The following is a 20,547-nucleotide window of genomic DNA, read 5'->3' as shown; positions in this document are numbered from 1 at the left end:
GCGAGCTTGCTCGCGATGGCGACCGCACTGCGGATATTTCTGCAAGCTGACACACCGCTTTCGCGAGCAAGCTCGCTCCCACATTGAAACGGTGGCGATTTCAATTCATCCATCCAGCCGTCAGCTATAAACCGGCCAACTTTCCACAATCCTCCCCGCCCGCACCGCCAGCAAGTCACCAAACTGCAGCAACACCGATTCGGTCTGGGTCGGCCGCAGGAACACCTGGTCCTCCAGCCCCAGCCCCACCGCCGCGGAGCCGTTGACCATTTCCTGATTGGAGCTGCGCCCGTACAGATTGTTGACCTGCAAGCCGGGCGGTGATTCAAGGTCGGCCATCCAGTTGCCGCCGTAGATGAAAAAGGTCTCGCGCTGGTTCACGTCCCACCAGGAAAAAATCCGTGACGTGTCGTCCAGCGCCGGGATGTTCACCGCGCCGGTGCGTTTCAACACCGGCGTGGCGATGTAGACCGCCGGCACGTGTTCACTCAGCGAAGGCAAATCGTAGTGGCTGGGCTTGAGCATGGCCGTGCCCACCGACACCTCGGTGCTCAGGCTTTCCTGTTCATGGATGCGATAGCTGGGGCTGCCGGCGGTGTTGAGCGTCAGGCCGGGATGCCAGAGATCGGGATAGCGCAAACGCACGAAATCCACGCGCGCGCGGTAGATCGCCATTACCTGCGCCAGCAGTGTCTGCGGCGTTGCGACGATCTCTGGCACGCCCATTCCGACAAAGGGGTCGTAACCCATGAACCCGGCGAACTCCAGTTGCGCCGGATGGGCGCGGATCAACCTGAGCATCGCGTCCAGGCTCGCCTCGTCAACGATCCCGCCCCGGTGCAGGCCGACGTCCAGCTCCAGGTTGACCCGCATGCGAACGCCGAGCCCCTGGGCCAACGCTCGGTACTGTTCCAGTCGCTCAGGCGTGTCGAGCAACCATTGCAACTGACGCGACGGGTCGAACGGACCTTTGTGCAGCGTGTAGAACAGCTCGGCGGAACGCACCGGCAGGGGTTTGCCCAGCAGGATATCGGCCTGGGGAAACTGCAACGCATCATGGTTGAGAAACGGCTGGTGGAACGACATCAACCGCCGGGTCTCGGCACGCTGGGCGATGTAATTCAGCAGGCCGGGCGCCGGCAAGGACTTCTCCACCAGCCTCAATTGCTTGCCGGCGCGTTGTACGGACGCCTTCACCACGTCGATGTTGTGGTCGAGTCGATCCAGGTCGATGAGCATCACCGGGCGCACCGGGCCATGGGCCTTGAGCTCAAGGTTGAGCTGGCGAAAGTATTCGCTGTACGGCGCACCCTGATCCCGCGGTCGCAACCAGGCACCGACGCCCGCCAGCAACACCCCGGCGCCCAATGTTCCCGCCAGGAAGCGACGACGATTGAAGCCCATCAGTTCACCCCCAGGATTGTCGAAAGATGCCCATTGAGAAACTTGCCGCCCGGGTCCAGGGCCTGGCGCACCCGGACGAATTCATCCCAGCGCGGATACAACGCTTGTAGTGTCCTGGCGTTGAGCGAATGCAACTTGCCCCAGTGCGGGCGCCCCTGGTATTTCCAGAAAATCGGTTCGATGGCCGCGAAGAAGTTGTGGTGATCCATCTGGTAATGCTGGTGCACGGAGATGGCGCAGCTGTCCCGGCCTTCGAACATGCTCAAGGGAATGTCATCGGCCTTCACGTAGCGATACTCGATGGGAAACCAGGTGCGCAGGTTCTTGTCGCGGATCAGCGCGAGGATTTCCCGCAGGCAGGCCGGGCCCTGGTCAGCCGGCACCGAGTACTCCATTTCGTTGAAGCGCACGGTGCGGGCGTTGGCGTAGATATCATGGGAGTCGCCGACCCGATCATCGAAATCGGCCACCCAGCGCAGGCTGTTGAGCAAGGCCCGGCGGGTCGCCGGAAAATCACTGCCGTACTTGTCGAGGTTTTCGATCACGCTGACGAATTCGTTGCCGCCCTCCTCCTCGGGACTGATGGGCGGCGTGGCGGGGTCGGTGGTTTCGTTCAAGGTGATCGACAACGCATAGTCCGAGTGCGTCACGACCTGCATTTCCCAATGCTGGTTGTCGCGGGTGTTGGCTTCCACGTCTTCGAGCAATTCCTCGGTCTTGGCGACCCACTGGTGTTCGCGCAATCGATAGGACGGGCGGTTTTGCAGGCGCACGCGGGTTATCAGCCCCAAGGCGCCCAGGGATACCCGGCCTGCATTGAGCACCTCGGGATGCTGCCTGGCATCGCAATCGAGCACCTCGCCATTGGCCGTGACCAGTTGCAGGCCGATGACTTGGGAGGAATAGGAACCGAACGCCTTGCCCGTGCCATGGGTCGAGGTGGCGATGGCACCGGCCAGGGTCTGGTAGTCGACGTCGGCCATGTTCGGCAGCGCCTGGCCGATAGCCTGGAGCGCCGGGCCCATGCGCGACATCGGCGTACCACCGCCGAACTCCGCCTGCAGGCTGGCCGCGTCGTGATCCAGCAGGCCGCTGAAAAAACTCAAGGAGAGCAAGGTCCCATCCGTGGGCACCAAGGCACTGAAGGAATGGCCGGAACCCACCGGGCGGATCCGCCCCTCGGCGCGACGCACCACCTGCACCAGTTCATCCAGATCCTGAGGGGCGAGGCGCGCGGCAGGCAGGCAGCTTTGGGCGCCCGACCAATTGCGCCACGGAATCAATCGCGGCGCGCGCATCAGTTCGGCCAATGCGCCCTGGCTGCCCAGCGCAGTGAGGGCCGCGACAACGCCGGCCTGTTGCAGCAATCGACGTCTCGAGTAATCCATGGTCATGCCGGAAAACCCCTTGTTGGATTATTGGAATCGTTGTCCAGACATGAAGGCAATCAGGGCCAGGAACTGCTCCTCGGAACAGTGCATGCACAGCCCCATCGGTGGCATGCCGTTGTAGCCGTTGATCGCATGATCGAGCAGAGTCTCGGCGCCCTGTGCCAGGCGCGGGGCCCAGGCATTGGTATCGCCGGTCAACGGCGCTCCGGCGGCGGGATTGGCGTGACAGAGCTTGCAACTGCTGTCGTAGGTCCGAGCCAGCGACGCATCGCCGGGCATGGCCGTGATCGCGGTGGGCGTGGGTGGCGTGGGTGGCGTGGGTGCGTCATCGCAACCTGCCAACAGGGTGAGTAACACGATGGAAATGGCAGGGTGCAGCGAAAACCTAGGTAACCGCATAGGGCCCTCTCGCGGCGCTTTCTTATTGTGGGTCTGACAGCTTCCACACTAAGGCACCCCAGCGTTTTGGCTTGAGGTCATTGCGGGCCATAAATCGGACTTGAGCGGACACCCTCGCCACCGGGCAATGCTCAGGGCAACAGCAACCTCTGCTCGCGCTCGCACAACTGCACCACGTAATCCCACAGCACGCGCAACCGTACGGACTTGTGCAGTTCGCGGCGGGTGCTGATCCAGTAGCTGCGGCGGATGGTTTCGTCCGGCAACAGCGGCACCAGCGTCGGGTCGCCGCTGGCCATGTAGCACGGCAACACGGCGATCCCCAGGCCCGATCGCGCGGCCTGTTGCTGGGCGATCACGCTGGTGCTGTGGAACACCACCCGAGGCTTGCGGCAAAAGCTGTTGAGAAACATCAGTTCCTGGCTGAACAACAGGTCGTCGACGTAGCCGATCCAGGCGTGTCGGGCCAAGTCCTCGCGGCTGCGCAAGGGCGGCGAGCGATCCAGGTAGGCCTGGCTGGCATAGAGCGCCAGGCTGTAGTCGGTGAGCTTGCGCGTCACCAACAGGTCGGCCGCCGGGCGTTCGAGGTGGATGCTGATTTCCGCCTCGCGGTTGAGGATGCTGACGAAGCGCGGCACCGCCACCAGTTCCACCTCCAGCCCCGGATAACGCTGGAACAACCCGTCCATGCGACTGGCCAGGAACATGATGCCAAGCCCTTCCGTCACCCCCAGGCGGATCTTGCCCAAGGGTGCGCTGGATTGGGTGATGTCCTCCTGGGCCAGCAATGCCACGTTCTCCATGGCTTCGGCATGCTTGAGCAACGTCTCGCCGGCCGGGGTCAACTCGTAGCCCTGGGCATGCTGGACGAACAGCGCGGTGCCGAGGCTTTTCTCGATGGCCTCGATGTGCCGCGCCACCGTGGCGTGAGTGGTATTCAGGCGCCGTGCAGCCGTCAACAAACGCCCGCTGCGTTGCAGCTCCAGGAAATAACGCAAGTCATTCCAGTCGAACATGGGGGCGATCCTTGGGTGGGCCTGAAGGCAGGACTGTTTATAAACACACAGCGGCTGCGCAAAAACTAACATTCTTTTGACGAAAACTAACAACTAGGATGAATGCCACAAAAACAATAAACGAGGTCGCGAATGCAACCTGTCGTCGATGAATACGATTACGTGATCGTGGGTGCCGGCCCTGCCGGGTGCTTGCTGGCCAATCGGCTTTCGGCCAACCCGCAACACCGGGTGCTGCTGCTCGAAGCCGGCGGGCGCGATAACTATCCGTGGATTCACATCCCGGTCGGCTACCTGTTCTGCATCGGCAACCCGCGCACCGACTGGTGCTTCAAGACCGAAGCCCAACCGGGCCTGCAAGGACGCGCCCTGAGCTATCCGCGCGGCAAGGTCCTGGGCGGCTGTTCATCAATCAACGGCATGATCTACATGCGTGGCCAGGCCGCGGACTACGATGGCTGGGCCGCCGAAGGCAATCCTGGCTGGGCCTGGAAAGACGTGCTGCCATTGTTCAGGCAGAGCGAAAACCACTTCGCGGGCGATTCCGAAATCCACGGCGCGGCCGGCGAATGGCGAGTCGAACGCCAGCGCCTGTCATGGCCGATCCTCGATGCCTTCCGCACCGCCGCCGAACAGAGCGGCATCCCCAGCGTCGAGGATTTCAATGGCGGTGACAACGAAGGGTGTGGCTACTTCCAGGTCAACCAGAAGGCCGGGGTGCGCTGGAACGCGGCCAAGGCCTTCCTCAAGCCGATTCGCAATCGCCCCAACCTGACGGTGCTGACCGAGGTCGAAGTCGACCGCGTGCTGTTGCGCGATGACCGCGCCCACGCTGTCAGCGCACGCTGGCAAGGTAAGACAATGAGCTTCAAGGCTCGCAAGGAAATCGTCCTGTGTGCTGGCGCCGTCGGGTCGCCGGGCATCTTGCAGCGTTCCGGGATCGGCCCGCGCAGCCTGCTGCAACGCTTGGGCATCGGTGTGACGCACGAGTTGCCGGGCGTGGGTGGCAATCTGCAGGATCACCTGCAACTGCGGCTGATCTATCAACTGGAAAACGCCCGCACCCTGAATCAGATCGCCGGCACGCTGTGGGGCAAGATGGGCATGGGCCTGCGTTACCTGTATGACCGCAGCGGCCCGCTGTCCATGGCCCCCAGCCAACTCGGCGCGTTCGCCCGCTCGGGGCCGGAACAGACCTCGGCCAACCTCGAATACCACGTGCAACCGTTGTCCCTGGAACGTTTCGGCGAACCGTTGCACAGCTTCCCGGCGTTCACCGCGTCGGTGTGTGACTTGCGCCCGATGAGCCGCGGGCGGGTGGACATCCGTTCGGCCGAGCCGGGTGAGGCGCCGCTGATCCAGCCCAATTACCTGAGCCACCCAGAAGACCTGCGGGTCGCCGCCGACGCCATCCGCCTGACCCGACGGATCGTCGCCTCCCCGGCCCTCGGCGCCTTCAAGCCGGTGGAATACCTGCCGGGCGCGAGCCTGCAAACCGAAGAGGAACTGCACCAGGCCGCCGCCCGCATCGGCACGACGATTTTCCATCCGGTGGGCACGTGTCGCATGGGCCAGGACGGCGACGCAGTGGTGGATGCGCAACTGCGCGTGCACGGCATCAAGGGCCTGCGCATCGCCGACGCCTCGATCATGCCGCGAATCACCTCGGGCAACACCTGCTCGCCAACGTTGATGATTGCCGAGAAGGCGGCGCGGATGATCCTCGAACCCGCCACCGTAAGCATCACGAGCCAAAAGGAGCCGGCCACGGTCTGAAGATCTCAGAAGCTCCCTTGTGGGAGCGAGCTTGCTCGCGATGACGGCGGCACATCCAACGCCTACGTTTCAGACAAACCGCTATCGCGAGCAAGCTCGCTCCCACAGGGGGCATGAGTCGATTCAAGGAAAGTGCGTCAAATCAGGAGACGCCCCACCCGGCGTCGCAGTGGAACAACAAAAACAATCACTGTGAGGGATACCGCTATGTCTGAACATGTTCAGCCCCTGGAAGCCACGCGCAGCGCCGGCACCAGCCAGGAAACCCAGAAAGTCATCTTCGCCTCGTCCCTCGGGACGGTGTTCGAGTGGTACGACTTTTTCCTCTACGGCGCCCTCGCGGCGGTGATCAGCAAACAGTTCTTCGCCGGGGTGAACGACACCACCGCGTTCATTTTCGCCCTGATGGCCTTCGCCGCCGGCTTCATCGTGCGGCCGTTCGGTGCGCTGGTGTTCGGGCGGCTGGGGGACATGATCGGCCGCAAGTACACCTTCCTGGCGACCATCGTGCTCATGGGCCTGGCCACTTTCTGCGTCGGCCTGCTGCCCAACTACGCCAGCATCGGTATCGCTGCGCCGATCATCCTGGTGGTGCTGCGCATGCTCCAGGGACTGGCCCTGGGCGGCGAATACGGCGGCGCGGCGACTTACGTCGCCGAGCACGCACCCATCGGCAAGCGCGGTTTCCACACCAGTTGGATTCAGTCCACCGCGACCCTCGGGCTGTTGCTGTCGCTGCTGGTGGTCCTCGGTTGCCGCTACTTCACCGGCGATCAATTCGAGGTCTGGGGCTGGCGCATCCCGTTCCTGCTGTCGATCCTGCTGCTGGGCATTTCCACCTGGATTCGCCTGAGCCTGCACGAGTCGCCGGCCTTCCTGAAAATGAAAGAAGAAGGCAAGTGCTGCAAGGCACCGATCCGCGAATCGTTCGGCAAATGGGAAAACCTGAAGGTGGTGCTGATCGCCCTGTTCAGCATCAACGCCGGGCAAGCGGTGACGTTCTACGCCGCGCAGTTCTACGTGCTGTTCTTTCTCACCCAATTCCTCAAGATGGACCCGGCCCTGGCCAACAGCCTGCTGATTGTCAGCGTGGTGATCGGCGCACCGTTCTTCATCTTTTTCGGTTGGCTGTCGGATAAGGTCGGGCGCAAACCGGTATTGATGATCGGCCTGCTGCTGGCGACCGCCCTGTACTTCCCGATTTTCAAGACCCTCGCCCATTACGCCAACCCGGCCATCGACCAAGCCAGCCGCCAGGCGCCGATCAGTGTGATCGCCGACCCGGCCACCTGCACCTTCCAGTTCGACCCAGTGGGCAAGGCGCGTTTCGACAGCCCGTGCGACAAGGTCAAGACTTTCCTGGTCAAGCAAGGCCTGCCCTACAGCAGCGTCGCCGCACCGGCCGGCAGCCCGGTGCAAGTGAATGTCGGCGACGTGAAACTCGAAGGCTACGACGAGGCCGCCCTGCGCGGCGCAGTGACCTTGGCGGGCTATCCGCAAAAAGCCGATGCCCAGCAGATCAATCGGCCGATGATCGTCGCCCTCATCGTCGCGCTGATCATTATCTCGGCCATGTGCTACGGACCGCTGGCGGCGCTGATGGTCGAACTGTTCCCGACCCGGATCCGCTACACCTCCATGTCCCTGCCCTACCACATCGGCAACGGCTGGTTCGGCGGTTTCCTGCCCACGGTGTCGTTTGCCCTGGTGGTCTACACCGGAGATATCTTCTACGGGCTGTGGTACCCGGTGGTGATTACGGGCGTGAGCCTGGTGGTCGGGATGATCTGCCTGCGGGAAACGCGGAACGTGGACCTGGATAAAAACTGAAAAACCGGCGGGAGCTGTGTAGGAGCTGCCGAGCGAAGCGAGGCTGCGATCTTTCCCCTGCCACTTGAATCCCAAGCGAAAGATCAAGATCAAAAGATCGCAGGCTTCGCCAGCTCCTACACAGCCCTAGCGGGAGCAAGGTCCTCGCCGCGGGGCCGCATCATTTGTTCAATGTACTTGATGGCTCTTGACCGTGCTTTCCACCAGATCCAGCATCTGCCCCAGCGCCCACGGCTTGGCAATGAACGAGGCCTGATGCTTGATCCCGGCGCTTTCCGGCGTCTCGTAGCCGGACATGATCAGTAGCGGAATCTGCGGCCAGCGATCCCCGGTCAGGTTCGCCAGGTCGGCTCCGTCCATTGCCCCAGGCATGGTGATGTCGGTGAGTAGCAGATCCACGTAATCGGCGCTTTCCTCAAGAAAGGTCAACGCCGAATCGGCGCTTTCCCGAGGCTCGACGACAAAACCTTCGTCCTCCAGGATTTCACAGAGAAACTCCAGGATGGTCGGGTCATCCTCAACAACGAGAATCAAACGTGTGGTCGCCTGTCCGTTGCCCTTCGGCATCGAATTCATGAAGTGACTCTCCCTGATTCCATTAACTTGCCTTGCGGTTTCACCCGCTCTGCAAGTTATGAGCGATGCCCTGGCGATTAATTCATTCTGCTTGTCCACACAGGCGCCGGGCGTTGCGCCTGGCGATCGTCGCAACGCAGCGCAACGTTTTATCTGTATATCCATACAGATAAAGCTTGCCCCGGCGTCGATCCCTGACCATGCTAGCGCCCCATGAAACCTGCTTAGGAAGAGGCGCTATGCGGTTGTACCTGTGTGAAAAACCGTCCCAGGCCAAGGACATCGCCGCCGTGCTGGGCGCCACCCGGCGCGGCGACGGCTGCTGGCTGGGCGCGAACGTCACGGTTACCTGGTGCATCGGCCATCTGCTGGAAACCGCCCCGCCCGATGCCTACGACGCCCGCTACAAGCGCTGGGTACTGGCGGATCTGCCGATCGTGCCGGCGCAATGGAAGATGACGGTCAAGCCGAAGACCGCCAGCCAGTACAAGGCGGTCAAGCGCCTGTTGGGTGAAGCAAAGGAACTGGTGATCGCCACGGATGCCGACCGCGAGGGCGAAATGATCGCCCGGGAGCTGGTGGAGCATTGCCGCTATCGCGGGCCCATCCAACGATTGTGGCTGTCGGCCCTGGACGAAGCATCGATCCGCAAGGCCCTTGCCGCCCTCAAGCCGGGGGCGGAAACCTTCAACCTGTACCATTCGGCTCTCGGTCGCTCCCGGGCCGACTGGTTGATCGGCATGAACATGAGCCGGCTGTTCACCTTGCTGGGACGCCAGTCCGGCTATCAGGGCGTCCTCCCGGTGGGCCGTGTGCAGACACCGACTCTGCGGCTGGTGGTGGACCGCGACCGCAGCATCGCCGATTTCGTACCGGTCGCCTACTGGGCCATCGACGTCCAGCTAAGCCACGCCGGCACGGCATTCACCGCCCAGTGGCGCGCCGACCCGGATGCCTGCGACGACCAGGACCGCTGCCTGAATCAGGCCCTGGCCCGGGAAGCCGCACAGGCCATGGCCAACGCCGCCACCGCCCGGGTGGTCAAGGTGCGCACCGAACGCCTGCGCGAGGCGGCACCGCTGCCATTCGACCTGGGCACCCTGCAGGAAGTCTGTTCGAAGAAGCTCGGCCTCGGTGCCCAGGAGACCCTGGACATCGCCCAATCGCTCTACGAAACCTACAAGCTCATCACCTATCCGCGCAGTGACTGCGGTTTCCTGCCCTTGAGCCAGCACAGCGAGGCGCCCGCCATCCTGGCCGTCCTCGCCCAGGCCGACCCGGGGCTCGCCCCGCTGCGCGATCACTTGCAGCCACAGCGCAAATCCCGGGCCTGGAACGACGCCAAGGTCAGCGCGCATCACGGCATCATCCCCACGGCGGCGGCGAAGAACCTCGACAAGCTCGCCGGCAAGCAACGCGCCGTCTACACGCTGATTCGCGCACGTTACCTGGCGCAGTTCCTGCCCAACCATGAATACGACCGGACCCAGGCCGATTTCGATTGTGCCGGGCAGGACCTGCGTGCGGTCGGCAAGCAGATCGTCGAGCCCGGCTGGAAACGCGCCCTGCCCGAAGCCCTGGCGCCCGCACGAGGCCGCGAGGCACCCGCCCCGCAAACCCTGCCGGCACTGGCCGAAGGTCAAGATTGCGTGGTGGACGAGGTGAAACCCAAGGACCTCTGGACCCAGCCTCCCAAGCCATTCACCGAAGGCGACCTGATCAAGGCGATGAAAAACGTCGCCAAGCTGGTGGAGGATCCGCTGCTCAAGCAGAAACTCAAGGACACCACCGGCATCGGCACCGAAGCGACCCGGGCCTCGATCATCCAGGGCCTGCTTGACCGTGGCTACCTGGTGAAAAACGGCAAGGCCCTGTCCGCCACCCCGGCGGCCTTCAGCCTGATCGACGCGGTGCCGCGGGCGATCGCCGATCCTGGCACCACCGCCATCTGGGAACAAGCGCTGGACATGGTGCAAAGCGGTGAGATGAGCCTGGAGGAGTTCGTCACCCGGCAAGCCGCCTGGATGAGCAAGCATGTGGCCCGCTGCCAAGGCATGAGCCTGACCATCAACGGCCCGGCCAGCCCCGCCGGGCGAGGGGCGGCGCCATGGAAGAAAAAACGCAAGCCGACCAAGCGCAAGGCTGGCGGTGCGCCGCGCAAGGCCAGCAAGACCACTTGAACTCAAAGAAGGTCTTCTGTGGCGAGGGGATTTATCCCCGCTGGGGTGCGAAGCGCACCCAAAAACAACTGGCACCGCAGTGCTTCTGATGAAATGCAGAGGGCCGCTTCGCGACCCAACGGGGATAAATCCCCTCGCCACGAATAAATCCCTCATCAAGGATTGGGTTACCCAACCGCAGCTGGTTTCTCATACCCAAACCCTTTTGTCCGACAATATGTAGTGACTAAAAATAATCACTACAAAACCGTTGACGCCTCCGATTTCGCCTTGCATGATGCAGACGTCTCCCCGATCGGGAGTACAGGCAAATGTTTGAGCAAGCTCGTCTGACCGCCGAGCTGTTTTTTTGGATAAGGGACTGCCCACAAGGCAGATTGAAGGTGCTGACCTGGCATGACCGTCCGGTGACAAGGACGAGAAACGCTGGCGATCAATCCTCATGACGCATGGGCTCGACCCTCGAAAGTCGACACTGGCCTGAAGATTCTTCGCTGTTTCTCCTCGTTGTAGCGCATTTGCGTAGCAGCCCTTCGATTAACACTACACAACCGATGCACGAACCCGCCGAGTCCGGCGGACGAACGCTGACGGCCTGATTTCGGTATCAGGCAGGTACTTACCGAACAGCGAAGTTTTGCGAACCACCAGACAGATCAACCAAATGGTCAAGGGGCTTACACATGAATCTGAACAATCAACCATCTATTGATGAACTGGCTCGCATGTTCGCAGCACACAAGGACAGCCTGGATAGCCATATCCTGTGGATCAGCAAGACCGGCCAGGTTCATATGGACTGCCTGTCGCCTTTCACCCAGGAAGACGAATTCGACAAGCACCAGCAAGACTTGTGTGCCCGGCTGAAGATGTACCGTCGTGGCCAAGGCTACGTCGGCAAGAAAGCCGCCGCTGATAAAGACTACATGGGCCGCGTGCTGCAAACGCTGACCCAAGCCTGGCAATCGGTGCAGCACTCGCCTGAGGTCCGGGTCATCGACCGCCTCTGCTGATATTCCACAAACAAAAAGGGCCCGCTCCTGACTCAGGAGCGGGCCCTTTTTTGTGCAACGGGAAACTAGAACACCGACCAGCCAATCCGTTGGCTAAGCAATTCCAGCGCCGCCATGCCGGCCAGGGAGTTGCCGGCCGCGTTGAGCTCCGGCGACCAGACGCAGACCGTGAACTGCCCTGGCACCACGGCGACGATCCCGCCGCCCACACCGCTCTTGCCCGGCAGGCCGACACGATAGGCGAAGTTGCCCGCCTCGTCGTAAAGGCCGCTGGTGGCCATGATGGAATTGACTTGCTGGGTCTGGCGAGCGCTGAGGATCTGCTCGCCGCTGTGCTTGCAGAAACCGTCATTGGCAAGAAAGCAAAACGCCCGGGCCAGGTCGATGCAGTTCATTCGCAGCGCGCAATGGCTGAAGTAACTGCGCAGCACCGCTTCCACATCGTTATGGAAGTTGCCGAAGGATTGCATCAGATAGGCCATCGCCGCATTGCGGGCCCGGTGCTGGTATTCCGACTCGGCGACCTTGCCATCGACCATCACCTGGGGATTGCCCGACAGCCGTCGGACGAAATCGCGCATCGACAATGCGGGAGCGGCGAAGCGCGATTGGTTGATATCGCAGATCACCAGCGCGCCAGCGTTGATGAACGGATTACGCGGCCGACCGCGCTCGAATTCCAGTTGTACCAGGGAGTTGAACGGCTGGCCGGACGGCTCATGGCCCAGGCGCTCCCAGATGGCCTCGCCGGAATGCTCGATCGCCTGCACCAGGCTGAACACCTTGGAAATACTCTGCACTGAGAAAGGCGTTGCGGCGTCGCCCGCGCAATACATCTCGCCATCATTGCTATACACGGCAATGCCCAACTGATTGGCCGCCACGGTGCCGAGGGCGGGAATGTAGTTGGCCACCTTGCCCTGACCGATCAGGGGGCGAACCGCATCGAGGATCTCGTTCAACAGTGCTTGCATATGCGCAGGGGTCCCGTCATTCCCCGTTCGAGTGCGGGGATACAGACGCTAGACGCTGGTCAGGCGAATCAGAGCACACTGGGTTGGCCAAAAAAACCGTGGCGAGGGAGCTTGCTCCCGCTGGGCTGTGGAACAGCCTCCTTGCTGGTCGCCGCAACCGGACAGACCGAGCGATTGGATGAGGGGACGCTGCGCGGCCCAGCGGGAGCAAGCTCCCTCGCCACAAAAGCGTCCGTCCATGGGTTTCAAAAAGTGGCGCGGGCGCTAGTCGCGAAATCCGGCGGTCTATAGTCAAGGATCAACCGGCAGGAGGTACACGATGCGCCAGATCATGCAAAAAGAACCCTGGTGGGCCGCGCCGCCCCAGCCCGGGCAGGATGAGAGCGAACTGGAATGGGGGTGGCTGGTGATCTACAGCGAAGGCGAACCGCGCTTCGAATTCGTCAAGGAACGTCCTACGGACGAACAGATACGCCATCGCAAGGGTTGCCGCGTCACGCTGGGGTCTGACTAGCAAATACTGATCAAGGCGCAATGGCAGGCAGCTCCGCCGGCCGATTGTCGAGGTCCGCTTCCACCAGGTTGCTGTCGATTTCCCCGGCCAGGTAATACACCGCGGCCATAACCCCGCTGAGGGGATGCTTGAGGGACTTGAACCAGGCTTCGTCAAACGCCGTGCTCAGGCTCTTGCGGATTTGCGCTTCCATTTCCGGCCGTTCGCCCTCGTGGATCATCGCGCGGATGCCCGCGACTCCCACCGAAATCAGTGCCCCAGCCGCTTTTCCGGCCACGGCCGCCGCCGCGCCGGTCGCCCCACGCGTGGCAAATTGCGCTTCGATTTTTTCACTGGTGCGTTGCGCCACCGTGGCGATCACCGCGTCGGACGGACCTGAACCAGTGTCGGCGGCCTTGTCGACATGGTCGATCAGCGCCGCATAGGCCGGCAGTGTATCGATCGGTTCGGTGTGGACCATCTCGTACAACGACGCATTGCGCGCCGCTGGCGGGCCGAGGTTGATGGCCCTGATGCCATGCAAGCGCCGGTTCATCAATTCAGCCGGGATGCTATGGCGCTGGGCAATCACCTGGATCTGTTGATTGAGCAAGCGCAGGTAATAACGTGTCGCGTTGGCCCTGATCGCTTCGGGATCGATTTCCAGCGCCACCGGTTCCAGCACTTGCTCGCGATACTGTTCTTGCAGGTAAACCGCCAGGCGCCTGGCCGCAGAATCCGCTTCGCCCTTGGCACTGGCTGAGTACCAACTGACCTTCACGGCCATCCATTCCTGAGTCCAGTAGCTGCTGAACCACGGAATGAAGGCTGCCTCGGTGCGTTCATACACCAGCACCCGCCAATGCTCCATCGAGCCGCGGGCATAAACCTGAGCCTGATCGGTAGCGCTTTTCGAAGCGGCAATGATAAGCCGATCGACCTGTCGCCAGGTATCCTGGGAAATCGCCACCGTGGCGACCTGCTGGCCGCGCTGCGACGTGGCGCACCCCGCCAGAACGAGCATCACGGCCAGCATCAGAGAACGCAGCACGACGGCGCCACCCCAACCTCAAGGGATCACAGACTGAGTATAGGCTGATGGAATCGGGTCGGTCCGCAGCGGTTAAAGCCGGGTGAAGTGCTCGAATTGCCAGTCGTCAGCGGCGCCTTCCGCCGAGGATTTGTGAGCGACGCCACCTGGCGTCCAATCGGTGCGCTGTCCAACCAGCGTGCCAAGGTACGGCCTGGCGATTTCCAGCACACGCTCATGATCCATCTGTTCGGGCTCGACGATGCCACGATCCGGATGCTCGATCGCCCAGACGATCCCCGACAACACCCCCGCCGCCACTTGCAGGCTGGTGGCGTTGTTGAAGGGCACCAGCGCACGGGCTTCGTCGATGCTCAACAGCGAGCCAAACCAGTAGGCATTCAAGTCATGCCCCATGAACAGCACGCCCAGGGCATCGATCCCACCGCTGTCGATTTCACCGTTGAGGGTGCGTTGCCGGGTTTGTGTCTGCCAGCCTCGACCGATCAGTTCGTGAACCGACAGCAACGCGTCATTGCAAGGGTGATAGGCGTAATGCAGGGTCGGTCGATAGACCAGTTTTCGTTGATCCTTGACGGTGAGCAAGTCGGCCGTCGAAGCGGTTTCATGGTGGGTGATCATCAGGCCCAGGCAAGGGCCGCCCACGGGTGTCCAGGTCTTTACCAGAACGCTGGCACTCGCCCGCTCCAGATAGATCGCGTTGCGGCTGCCGAAACGATGGCGCCGCGCAGACGCCGGCCAGGTACGTTCATGGCTGCCCCACCCCAGCTCCGCCGGTTGGCTGCCTTCGCTGATAAAGCCTTCCACCGACCAGGTGTTGACGAACTCATCGTCCTCCTTGGGAAGGTGGGAACGCTGGGTATCGCGCTCGGCAAAATGAATGACCTTGATCCCCAGCTCCATGCACAACCTGGCCCAGTCGACACCACCACGGGTCTCAGGCAACGGTTGGTCCAACTGCACGGCCAACTCCATCAGGCCGGCCTTGAGCAGATGCGTGATCAAGCCAGGGTTGGCGCCGTGGGCGACCACTGCTGTCGGCCCTCTGCCTAATTTCTTGCGCAGACCGAGGACCTGGTAGCGCAATGCGTAATTGGTGCGATGGGACGGGTCCAACTGTGGGTCACTGTAGCCGCCGGCCCACGGCTCGACGCAGGTGTCCAGGTACAACGCACCTTTGTCGAAGGCGTATTCGATGACAGCCAGTGAACTGACCTCCACCGACAGGTTGACGATGAAGTCACCGGGCTTGACGAAGCGATCGAGGATTTGCGTGAAGTTGTGCTCGGTCAGCGCCTTGCGGACAAACTGGATGCCCCGCTCCTTGAACCAGATGTTCTGCTCGATCACCGGGGCGATCACGGTGATCTGCTCGACCTTGATGTGGTCCTGCCCCAGCAGCAAGGGCAAGGTGGCCCGGGCGATAGAGCCGAAGCCGATGAAGACCAGATGACCGGTGAACGGGACCTGACGTTTCATGCGCCGCCTCCCTTGGATCGGTGTATCGACAGGCGCGACGCAAGATTCATCCCGCGCCGCGCCCTGCCCGCCTACGGAGTACCCAGCCCGCCGGACAAGTCCGCACCGGAGTGCGCCCGTTCGTGGGCCGGCGTGACCGTCGGCTCGTCACGGTGCTCGGTGGTCTTGCTCACCGTGTCGCGCACCGTTTCATAGCCCTCGCGAGCCTTTTGCCTGGCCTTGTCGCTCAGCCCGGCGCTGGTCTTGCCCATGACTCGCTGCTCGGTGGAGGTACTCGGCAAGGCCGCACCCAGCATCGCGCCAAGGGCGATACCCGCAGCCGCCATCATCAACGGCTGTTCCTTGAGCAGGCGGCTGAACTGATCCCCCAGATCATGGGAGCCCTGGGTCATGCGATCTCCCGTTTCATGCGCACGGCTGCGGGCATGACGAGCGCTGGCGCTCAAATCATCGGCCAGGTGCGAGGCCTTGTCCTTGAGGTGATGGAAGCCTTCGCGCAAGGAGTCGGTGGTGTCGTGCAGATGATTCCTGGCACTGCCCAGGCCACTCGCAAGCCCCTCGCTCCAATCGCTGCCGTCCTGGTCGGGACCGACGCGATAACCGACCCGGGGCGGGTGGTTCTGGCCGAGCATCAACCAGCACAGGCCAACCGTGGTGAGCACGGTCGGCACCGGGTTGTTGCGTACCGTCGTGCCCAGGTTGCCGAAGAACTCCGCGCCATTGCCCTTCACCAGGCCCAACGCCTGGTCAAGCATTTGCCCGGGGGTGAATTTGCTGCCCAAGGCATCGACGATATGGCTGATATGGGCGCGCTGCTCATCAATCTCGCGCTCGATGGTCTCCGGGCTCTTTTGCGATTCGGTGTTGAATTCATCCTTCATGAGGCTTTCCTCCGCAGGGCTTCCTGATCTTTGTTCAAGGCGTCGAGCGTTCGGTCAGGCTTGAAATGGGACGGTTCGAACTGTTTCTTGCCGGATTGCACCATGACGAAACCGATGATCATCACCACGACACCGACGATCAGCGCGGCCAGCCACGGCGCCATCATCGTGCTCAGGCCATACACCACCGCCATCAGCAGGATGATGAAACCGGCCATCAGCACCATCGCGCCACCGGCCACCCCGGCGATACCCGCCTTCAACGTGTTGAGGCTGGCCTGGAACTCTGCCTTGGCCAGCGCCAGTTCCTTGGTGAACAGCGAGGGGACTTCGTGGGTCAGCTGCCGAAGCAGCCCCACGACCGAGGCATCGTTTTCGGGCACCGAGGTCCCGGCGGAACGCTGGATATCTGGGTCAGGTCGATTCATCACAATTCTCCTCTGGTATTGGCCGAGCCGGGGAACGAACCGGTGACGAAATCACTGGGATGGTCCTGGACGCTGGGTGACGTCGGGGTGACGCCGGTGGCCAGGCCACTGCTCGTGGCGGCGCCAGGACCGATCGGGTCAGGCACCGGGTCGAACGACTGCGCGCTGAACCCGCCAGCGGGGGGAGTCGAATGTCCGGCGGCGGGGTCGTCGACTTCGGTGGCGACCGGCGAGGTGCCAGCCTTGAGAAACCGCGACAGTCCGAACCCCACCGCGATGCTGCCGGCGAGGAACAGGCCGGGGTTTTCCCGCGCCAGGCGAGAGCCGTCCTGCAGCAATTGCTCGGCGCTCTTGTTGCGCAACGTGCCGGCCAAGCCACTCATGCTATCGGCCACGTCTGCCAGGTAATGCGACAAGCCAAGCGTGTCGTTGGCTTCAAGTTCCGACATGGCGGACTTGGCGCCACGCGCCAGTGCATCGATCTGGTCCGCCGCGGTATCGCGGTATTGGCCAAAATGCGCATCGGCCCGTTCGCGGGCGCTGCCGATGGCTTCGTTCACGTCATCCTTGATGTCATGCAACGACTCTTCTGGTCGCCCATGGCTTGAAGTGTCGCTTTGTCGTTCGGGGTTATTGTCCGGGATAGTCATGTCTGTCCATCGCCTCCGTGATGAAAAACTCAACAACAGGCAACCGCCGTGGCGATGCCCGATTAAGTGCCTCTCAGAACAAGTGACGGGACGCGCGGGAGCTGAGTTCAAATGAGTTTGAGGGCTGGACGCTGGGTGGTCGTTGGGAGTGGTTTGAAGAATTTTTCTACACCGAACCCGTGGCGAGGGAGCTTGCTCCCGCTGGGGTGCGAAGCAGCCCCTATGATCGCGCCAGGTCCGAAAACCTAGGGCCTGCTGCGCAGTCCAGCGGGAGCAAGCTCCCTCGCCACAAAAGCGGTTATGTCGCCATCAGGATTCCATCGTCGCCGCCTGGTTGCCGCCCTGTTCGGCAATCTTCGACAGTTTCTCGTCGGTGGCTTTTTCTTCCTTGAGGGTCGCCAGCAGCAAACCGACCACTTCATCGCCCAGGTTCAAATGCTTGGCCATCGCGATCAATGTGCCGTAGCTGGCGATTTCATAATGCTCGACTTTTTGTGCCGCGCCGATCAGCCCCGCATCGAGCACCGCGCCTTTGTCGATTTCCTCGATCAACTCCTTGGACTCTTCCACCAACCCTTCCATGGCGATGCACTTCATGCGCTTGAGCTTGATGCCCGCCACTTCCACCAGGGTGTCGATGCGTTCGATCTGCCCTTGGGTCTCTTCGAGGTGATCATTGAACGCCTGGGCCAATAACGGGTTGGTGGTGGCCCGGGCCATGCGCGGCAAGGCGCGGGTGATCTGTTTTTCGGCGCTGTAGACATCGGACAGTTCGTGAATGAACAGGTCCGTCACGGTTTTTCTGGCCATCGCAATATCCTCCGGTCAATGAACGGCGAAGCCGCGCTTCACCTGTTCAAACACTGACTCGGAGGATTTTGCGGATGTTCAAGAAATCTGCGGACGCCTGGACAGAGGGCAGGCCGAGCGATTCAACCCAGCGCCGTGTCCAGGAACATCATCACCGCGAACCCCATCATCAACCCCAGGGTCGCTGGCGTTTCGTGGCCGTTGCGGTGGGTTTCCGGGATCACTTCATGGGACACCACGAAGATCATCGCCCCCGCCGCCAGCCCCAGGCTGATGGGGTAAGCCACGGCCACGCCGGAGGACATGCCCAGGCCGATCACCGAACCCAGGGGTTCCATCAGTCCGGAGCCGACCGCAATCAACGCAGCGCGCAGAGTACTGATGCCGGTCACCCGCAACGCCATGGCAATGGCGAGGCCTTCGGGAATGTCCTGGATGGCGATGGCAGTGGTCAGGGGCAAGCCGACCTTGAAGTCGCCATTGGCGAAACTGACGCCAATGGCCATGCCCTCCGGCAGGTTGTGCAGCGTGATCGCCAGGACAAACAACCAGACCCGGTTGATGCGCTTGGCCTCGGGACCGCGTCGGCCACTCAGCTCATGTTCATGGGGCACGAACCGGTCGAGACCGATCATCAGCAGGACGCCCAGCCCCAGGCCGATCACGACGACAAGGGCGGCGAGCAACTGGTTGCCGCAAATGATCTGTGCGGCATCGATGCCCGGCAGGATCAACGAGAACGAACTGGCCGCCAGCATCATCCCGGCAGCGAACCCCAGCATGATGTCCTGGGTGCGCGAGGAGATATCGCGCAACACCACCGCCATCACCGCGCCCAATGCCGTAGCGGCGAAACCGGAGGTGCCGCCCAGCACTGCATAACCCAGGTTCTGGCGGTTGGCCCCCACCAGCGCGTTATAGCCGCTGTAGAGCAGCAGCGCGGCGACCAGCGCCAACCCGAGCCAGAAGGTCAGCCCCCACAGCAGGTTGTTTTGCACGGGATCGAGCCAGGTACGCCAGGGCGATCGGATCCGGGAGGTGGGCTGGTCCATCGAATGTCCTTGTTGATTTAACCGCACGGTGCCTGATCGTCACCCGCAACCAAAGGAACGATCAAGCGATATGTTCAGGCGAGGGAGCCAGGCCCCCTCGCCGATGCTTCACAGCTTCTCGTTTTGCATCCCCGAGCCCAGGTCGGCGCCTGTCGTGGGGTTGCTTTCCGGGTTGGACATCGTTCGTGCCTTCATGTCCATCAACAATGCTTCATCCTTCTCGCTCAGTTGCACACTGGCCAGGCCATCGCCGCCATCGACCGCCGGCGTCGGATTCTCGACAAATTCCCAATCGTCGCCCTGGTTCCAGGGACCGCGCACCGAAGGCTCGCCCTGGGACATGTTGAAGTACACGTTGGTGAACTCCGGCATGCCAGGCAATTTGCCTTGGGGGAAGTTGGGCTGGATGGCGTGCAGGGCTTTCTCAAACGACAACTGGTGCGCGATTTCGCGTGTCATCAAAAAGCCCAGGGCTTCTTTCACACCGGGGTCGTCGGTGACGTTCATCAGCCGCTCGTAAACGATTTTCGCCCGGGCCTCCGCGGCGATGTTCGAACGCATGTCCGCGGTCGGTTCGCCAATCGTGTCGATGTAGGCCGCTGTCCAGGGTACTCCCGCCGAGTTGGTCAGCGGCGAACCGGCCCCATACAGCACGCTGGTGATATGGGAGTCGTTGCCCGCACCGTTGATCTCGCGATACAGCTGGCCTTCCTGCTCGACGCCTTCGGCCATCTTGCCCTTGGCGCCCTTGTTCAGCATGACGATGATCGAGCCGATCACCTCCAAGTGACTGAGCTCCTCGGTGGCGATGTCCATCAGCAAATCCTTGCGGCCCGGATCATCTTCGGACAGGGCCTGGGTGAAATAACGCGACGCGGCCGCCAATTCACCCTGGGCGCCACCAAACTGTTCCAGCAACAGGTTTGCAAGGCCTGGATTGGGCTCGGCGACACGCACGGTATATTGCAATCGCTTATTGTGAATAAACATGATTGAACTCCTCGGTCAGGACACAGTTCATGGGAACCCTGCCGACGACAGGCCCATGACAGTCAGAAGAAGTTAATGAAATAAAATTTATTTTTTATTCACGGCGCAAGACGAATGGTCGTTGCATCGCTGCATAACCGAAACACGACTTAGT

At 62.0% G+C, this 20,547-nt stretch carries 19 protein-coding genes; 5 read left to right on the top strand and 14 right to left on the bottom strand.

Annotated elements, in window-relative coordinates; all coding sequences use genetic code 11:
* Window positions 1-120: 120 nt before the first annotated feature.
* The 4 genes from FHK92_RS26050 to FHK92_RS26035 all read right to left on the bottom strand — a co-directional run bounded on the left by FHK92_RS26050 (window position 121) and on the right by FHK92_RS26035 (window position 4,210).
* The gene (locus FHK92_RS26050) at window positions 121-1,329 is read right to left on the bottom strand and encodes a DSD1 family PLP-dependent enzyme (protein ID WP_181290699.1); all 1,209 of its coding nucleotides are present in this window, start codon (window positions 1,327-1,329) and stop codon (window positions 121-123) included.
* A gap of 74 nt (window positions 1,330-1,403) precedes the next feature.
* Window positions 1,404-2,702: a D-arabinono-1,4-lactone oxidase gene (locus FHK92_RS26045; RefSeq protein ID WP_181290698.1), complete on the bottom strand. Its 1,299-nt coding sequence runs from the start codon at window positions 2,700-2,702 to the stop codon at window positions 1,404-1,406.
* A 117-nt stretch (window positions 2,703-2,819) separates the two neighbouring features.
* Window positions 2,820-3,194 (bottom strand): c-type cytochrome, encoded by a 375-nt coding sequence (locus tag FHK92_RS26040; protein ID WP_181290655.1) that lies wholly within the window; start codon window positions 3,192-3,194, stop codon window positions 2,820-2,822.
* Between the two features lie 131 nt (window positions 3,195-3,325).
* Complete coding sequence (locus FHK92_RS26035; protein WP_181290654.1) at window positions 3,326-4,210, bottom strand: LysR family transcriptional regulator; 885 nt, start codon at window positions 4,208-4,210, stop codon at window positions 3,326-3,328.
* A 132-nt stretch (window positions 4,211-4,342) separates the two neighbouring features.
* On the opposite strand from FHK92_RS26035, the gene FHK92_RS26030 reads away from it, so the two are divergent.
* Complete coding sequence (locus FHK92_RS26030; protein ID WP_181290653.1) at window positions 4,343-5,986, top strand: GMC family oxidoreductase; 1,644 nt, start codon at window positions 4,343-4,345, stop codon at window positions 5,984-5,986.
* A gap of 207 nt (window positions 5,987-6,193) precedes the next feature.
* Entirely contained in the window at window positions 6,194-7,816 is a 1,623-nt protein-coding gene (locus FHK92_RS26025; protein WP_181290652.1) for an MFS transporter, read from the top strand.
* Between the two features lie 168 nt (window positions 7,817-7,984).
* Here FHK92_RS26025 and FHK92_RS26020 read toward each other — a convergent pair whose 3' ends face one another.
* The gene (locus FHK92_RS26020; RefSeq protein WP_181290651.1) at window positions 7,985-8,392 is read right to left on the bottom strand and encodes a response regulator; all 408 of its coding nucleotides are present in this window, start codon (window positions 8,390-8,392) and stop codon (window positions 7,985-7,987) included.
* Between the two features lie 239 nt (window positions 8,393-8,631).
* Here FHK92_RS26020 and FHK92_RS26015 point away from each other — a divergent pair, with 239 nt between their 5' ends.
* Entirely contained in the window at window positions 8,632-10,572 is a 1,941-nt protein-coding gene (locus FHK92_RS26015; protein ID WP_181290650.1) for a DNA topoisomerase III, read from the top strand.
* A 683-nt stretch (window positions 10,573-11,255) separates the two neighbouring features.
* Window positions 11,256-11,585, top strand: coding sequence for a hypothetical protein (locus tag FHK92_RS26010; protein ID WP_181290649.1), 330 nt, complete (start codon window positions 11,256-11,258; stop codon window positions 11,583-11,585).
* A gap of 65 nt (window positions 11,586-11,650) precedes the next feature.
* On the opposite strand, the gene glsB is transcribed toward FHK92_RS26010, so the two are convergent.
* A complete protein-coding gene (gene glsB, locus FHK92_RS26005) occupies window positions 11,651-12,559 on the bottom strand; it encodes a glutaminase B (RefSeq protein ID WP_030137932.1) in 909 nt (302 codons plus the stop codon).
* A gap of 319 nt (window positions 12,560-12,878) precedes the next feature.
* Here glsB and FHK92_RS26000 point away from each other — a divergent pair, with 319 nt between their 5' ends.
* The gene (locus FHK92_RS26000) at window positions 12,879-13,073 is read left to right on the top strand and encodes a hypothetical protein (RefSeq protein WP_181290648.1); all 195 of its coding nucleotides are present in this window, start codon (window positions 12,879-12,881) and stop codon (window positions 13,071-13,073) included.
* Window positions 13,074-13,083: 10 nt separating this feature from the next.
* Here FHK92_RS26000 and FHK92_RS25995 read toward each other — a convergent pair whose 3' ends face one another.
* The 8 genes from FHK92_RS25995 to FHK92_RS25960 form a co-directional block, all read right to left on the bottom strand.
* Complete coding sequence (locus FHK92_RS25995; RefSeq protein WP_181290647.1) at window positions 13,084-14,103, bottom strand: hypothetical protein; 1,020 nt, start codon at window positions 14,101-14,103, stop codon at window positions 13,084-13,086.
* A gap of 72 nt (window positions 14,104-14,175) precedes the next feature.
* On the bottom strand, window positions 14,176-15,582 hold the full coding sequence (locus FHK92_RS25990) for a saccharopine dehydrogenase C-terminal domain-containing protein (protein ID WP_181290646.1): 1,407 nt from the start codon (window positions 15,580-15,582) through the stop codon (window positions 14,176-14,178).
* A gap of 71 nt (window positions 15,583-15,653) precedes the next feature.
* Window positions 15,654-16,463 carry a DUF3618 domain-containing protein gene (locus FHK92_RS25985; RefSeq protein ID WP_181290645.1) on the bottom strand — a complete coding sequence of 270 codons (810 nt, stop codon included), beginning with the start codon at window positions 16,461-16,463 and terminating at the stop codon, window positions 15,654-15,656.
* On the bottom strand, window positions 16,460-16,891 hold the full coding sequence (locus FHK92_RS25980) for a phage holin family protein (protein WP_181290644.1): 432 nt from the start codon (window positions 16,889-16,891) through the stop codon (window positions 16,460-16,462). Before FHK92_RS25980 ends, FHK92_RS25985 begins: the two co-directional genes overlap by 4 nt.
* Window positions 16,891-17,541: a hypothetical protein gene (locus FHK92_RS25975; protein WP_181290643.1), complete on the bottom strand. Its 651-nt coding sequence runs from the start codon at window positions 17,539-17,541 to the stop codon at window positions 16,891-16,893. The genes FHK92_RS25980 and FHK92_RS25975 overlap by 1 nt, the downstream gene beginning before the upstream one ends.
* Window positions 17,542-17,850: 309 nt before the next feature.
* A complete protein-coding gene (locus FHK92_RS25970; RefSeq protein WP_030139706.1) occupies window positions 17,851-18,351 on the bottom strand; it encodes a YciE/YciF ferroxidase family protein in 501 nt (166 codons plus the stop codon).
* A 122-nt stretch (window positions 18,352-18,473) separates the two neighbouring features.
* Window positions 18,474-19,403 carry a ZIP family metal transporter gene (locus FHK92_RS25965; RefSeq protein WP_181290642.1) on the bottom strand — a complete coding sequence of 310 codons (930 nt, stop codon included), beginning with the start codon at window positions 19,401-19,403 and terminating at the stop codon, window positions 18,474-18,476.
* Window positions 19,404-19,511: 108 nt separating this feature from the next.
* The gene (locus FHK92_RS25960; RefSeq protein WP_181290641.1) at window positions 19,512-20,393 is read right to left on the bottom strand and encodes a manganese catalase family protein; all 882 of its coding nucleotides are present in this window, start codon (window positions 20,391-20,393) and stop codon (window positions 19,512-19,514) included.
* Between the last annotated feature and the right edge of the window lie 154 nt (window positions 20,394-20,547).

It is taken from the genome of Pseudomonas brassicacearum subsp. neoaurantiaca (assembly GCF_013608025.1).
Lineage (GTDB): Bacteria > Pseudomonadota > Gammaproteobacteria > Pseudomonadales > Pseudomonadaceae > Aquipseudomonas.
This window is presented reverse-complemented; position numbering and strand designations above follow the sequence as displayed.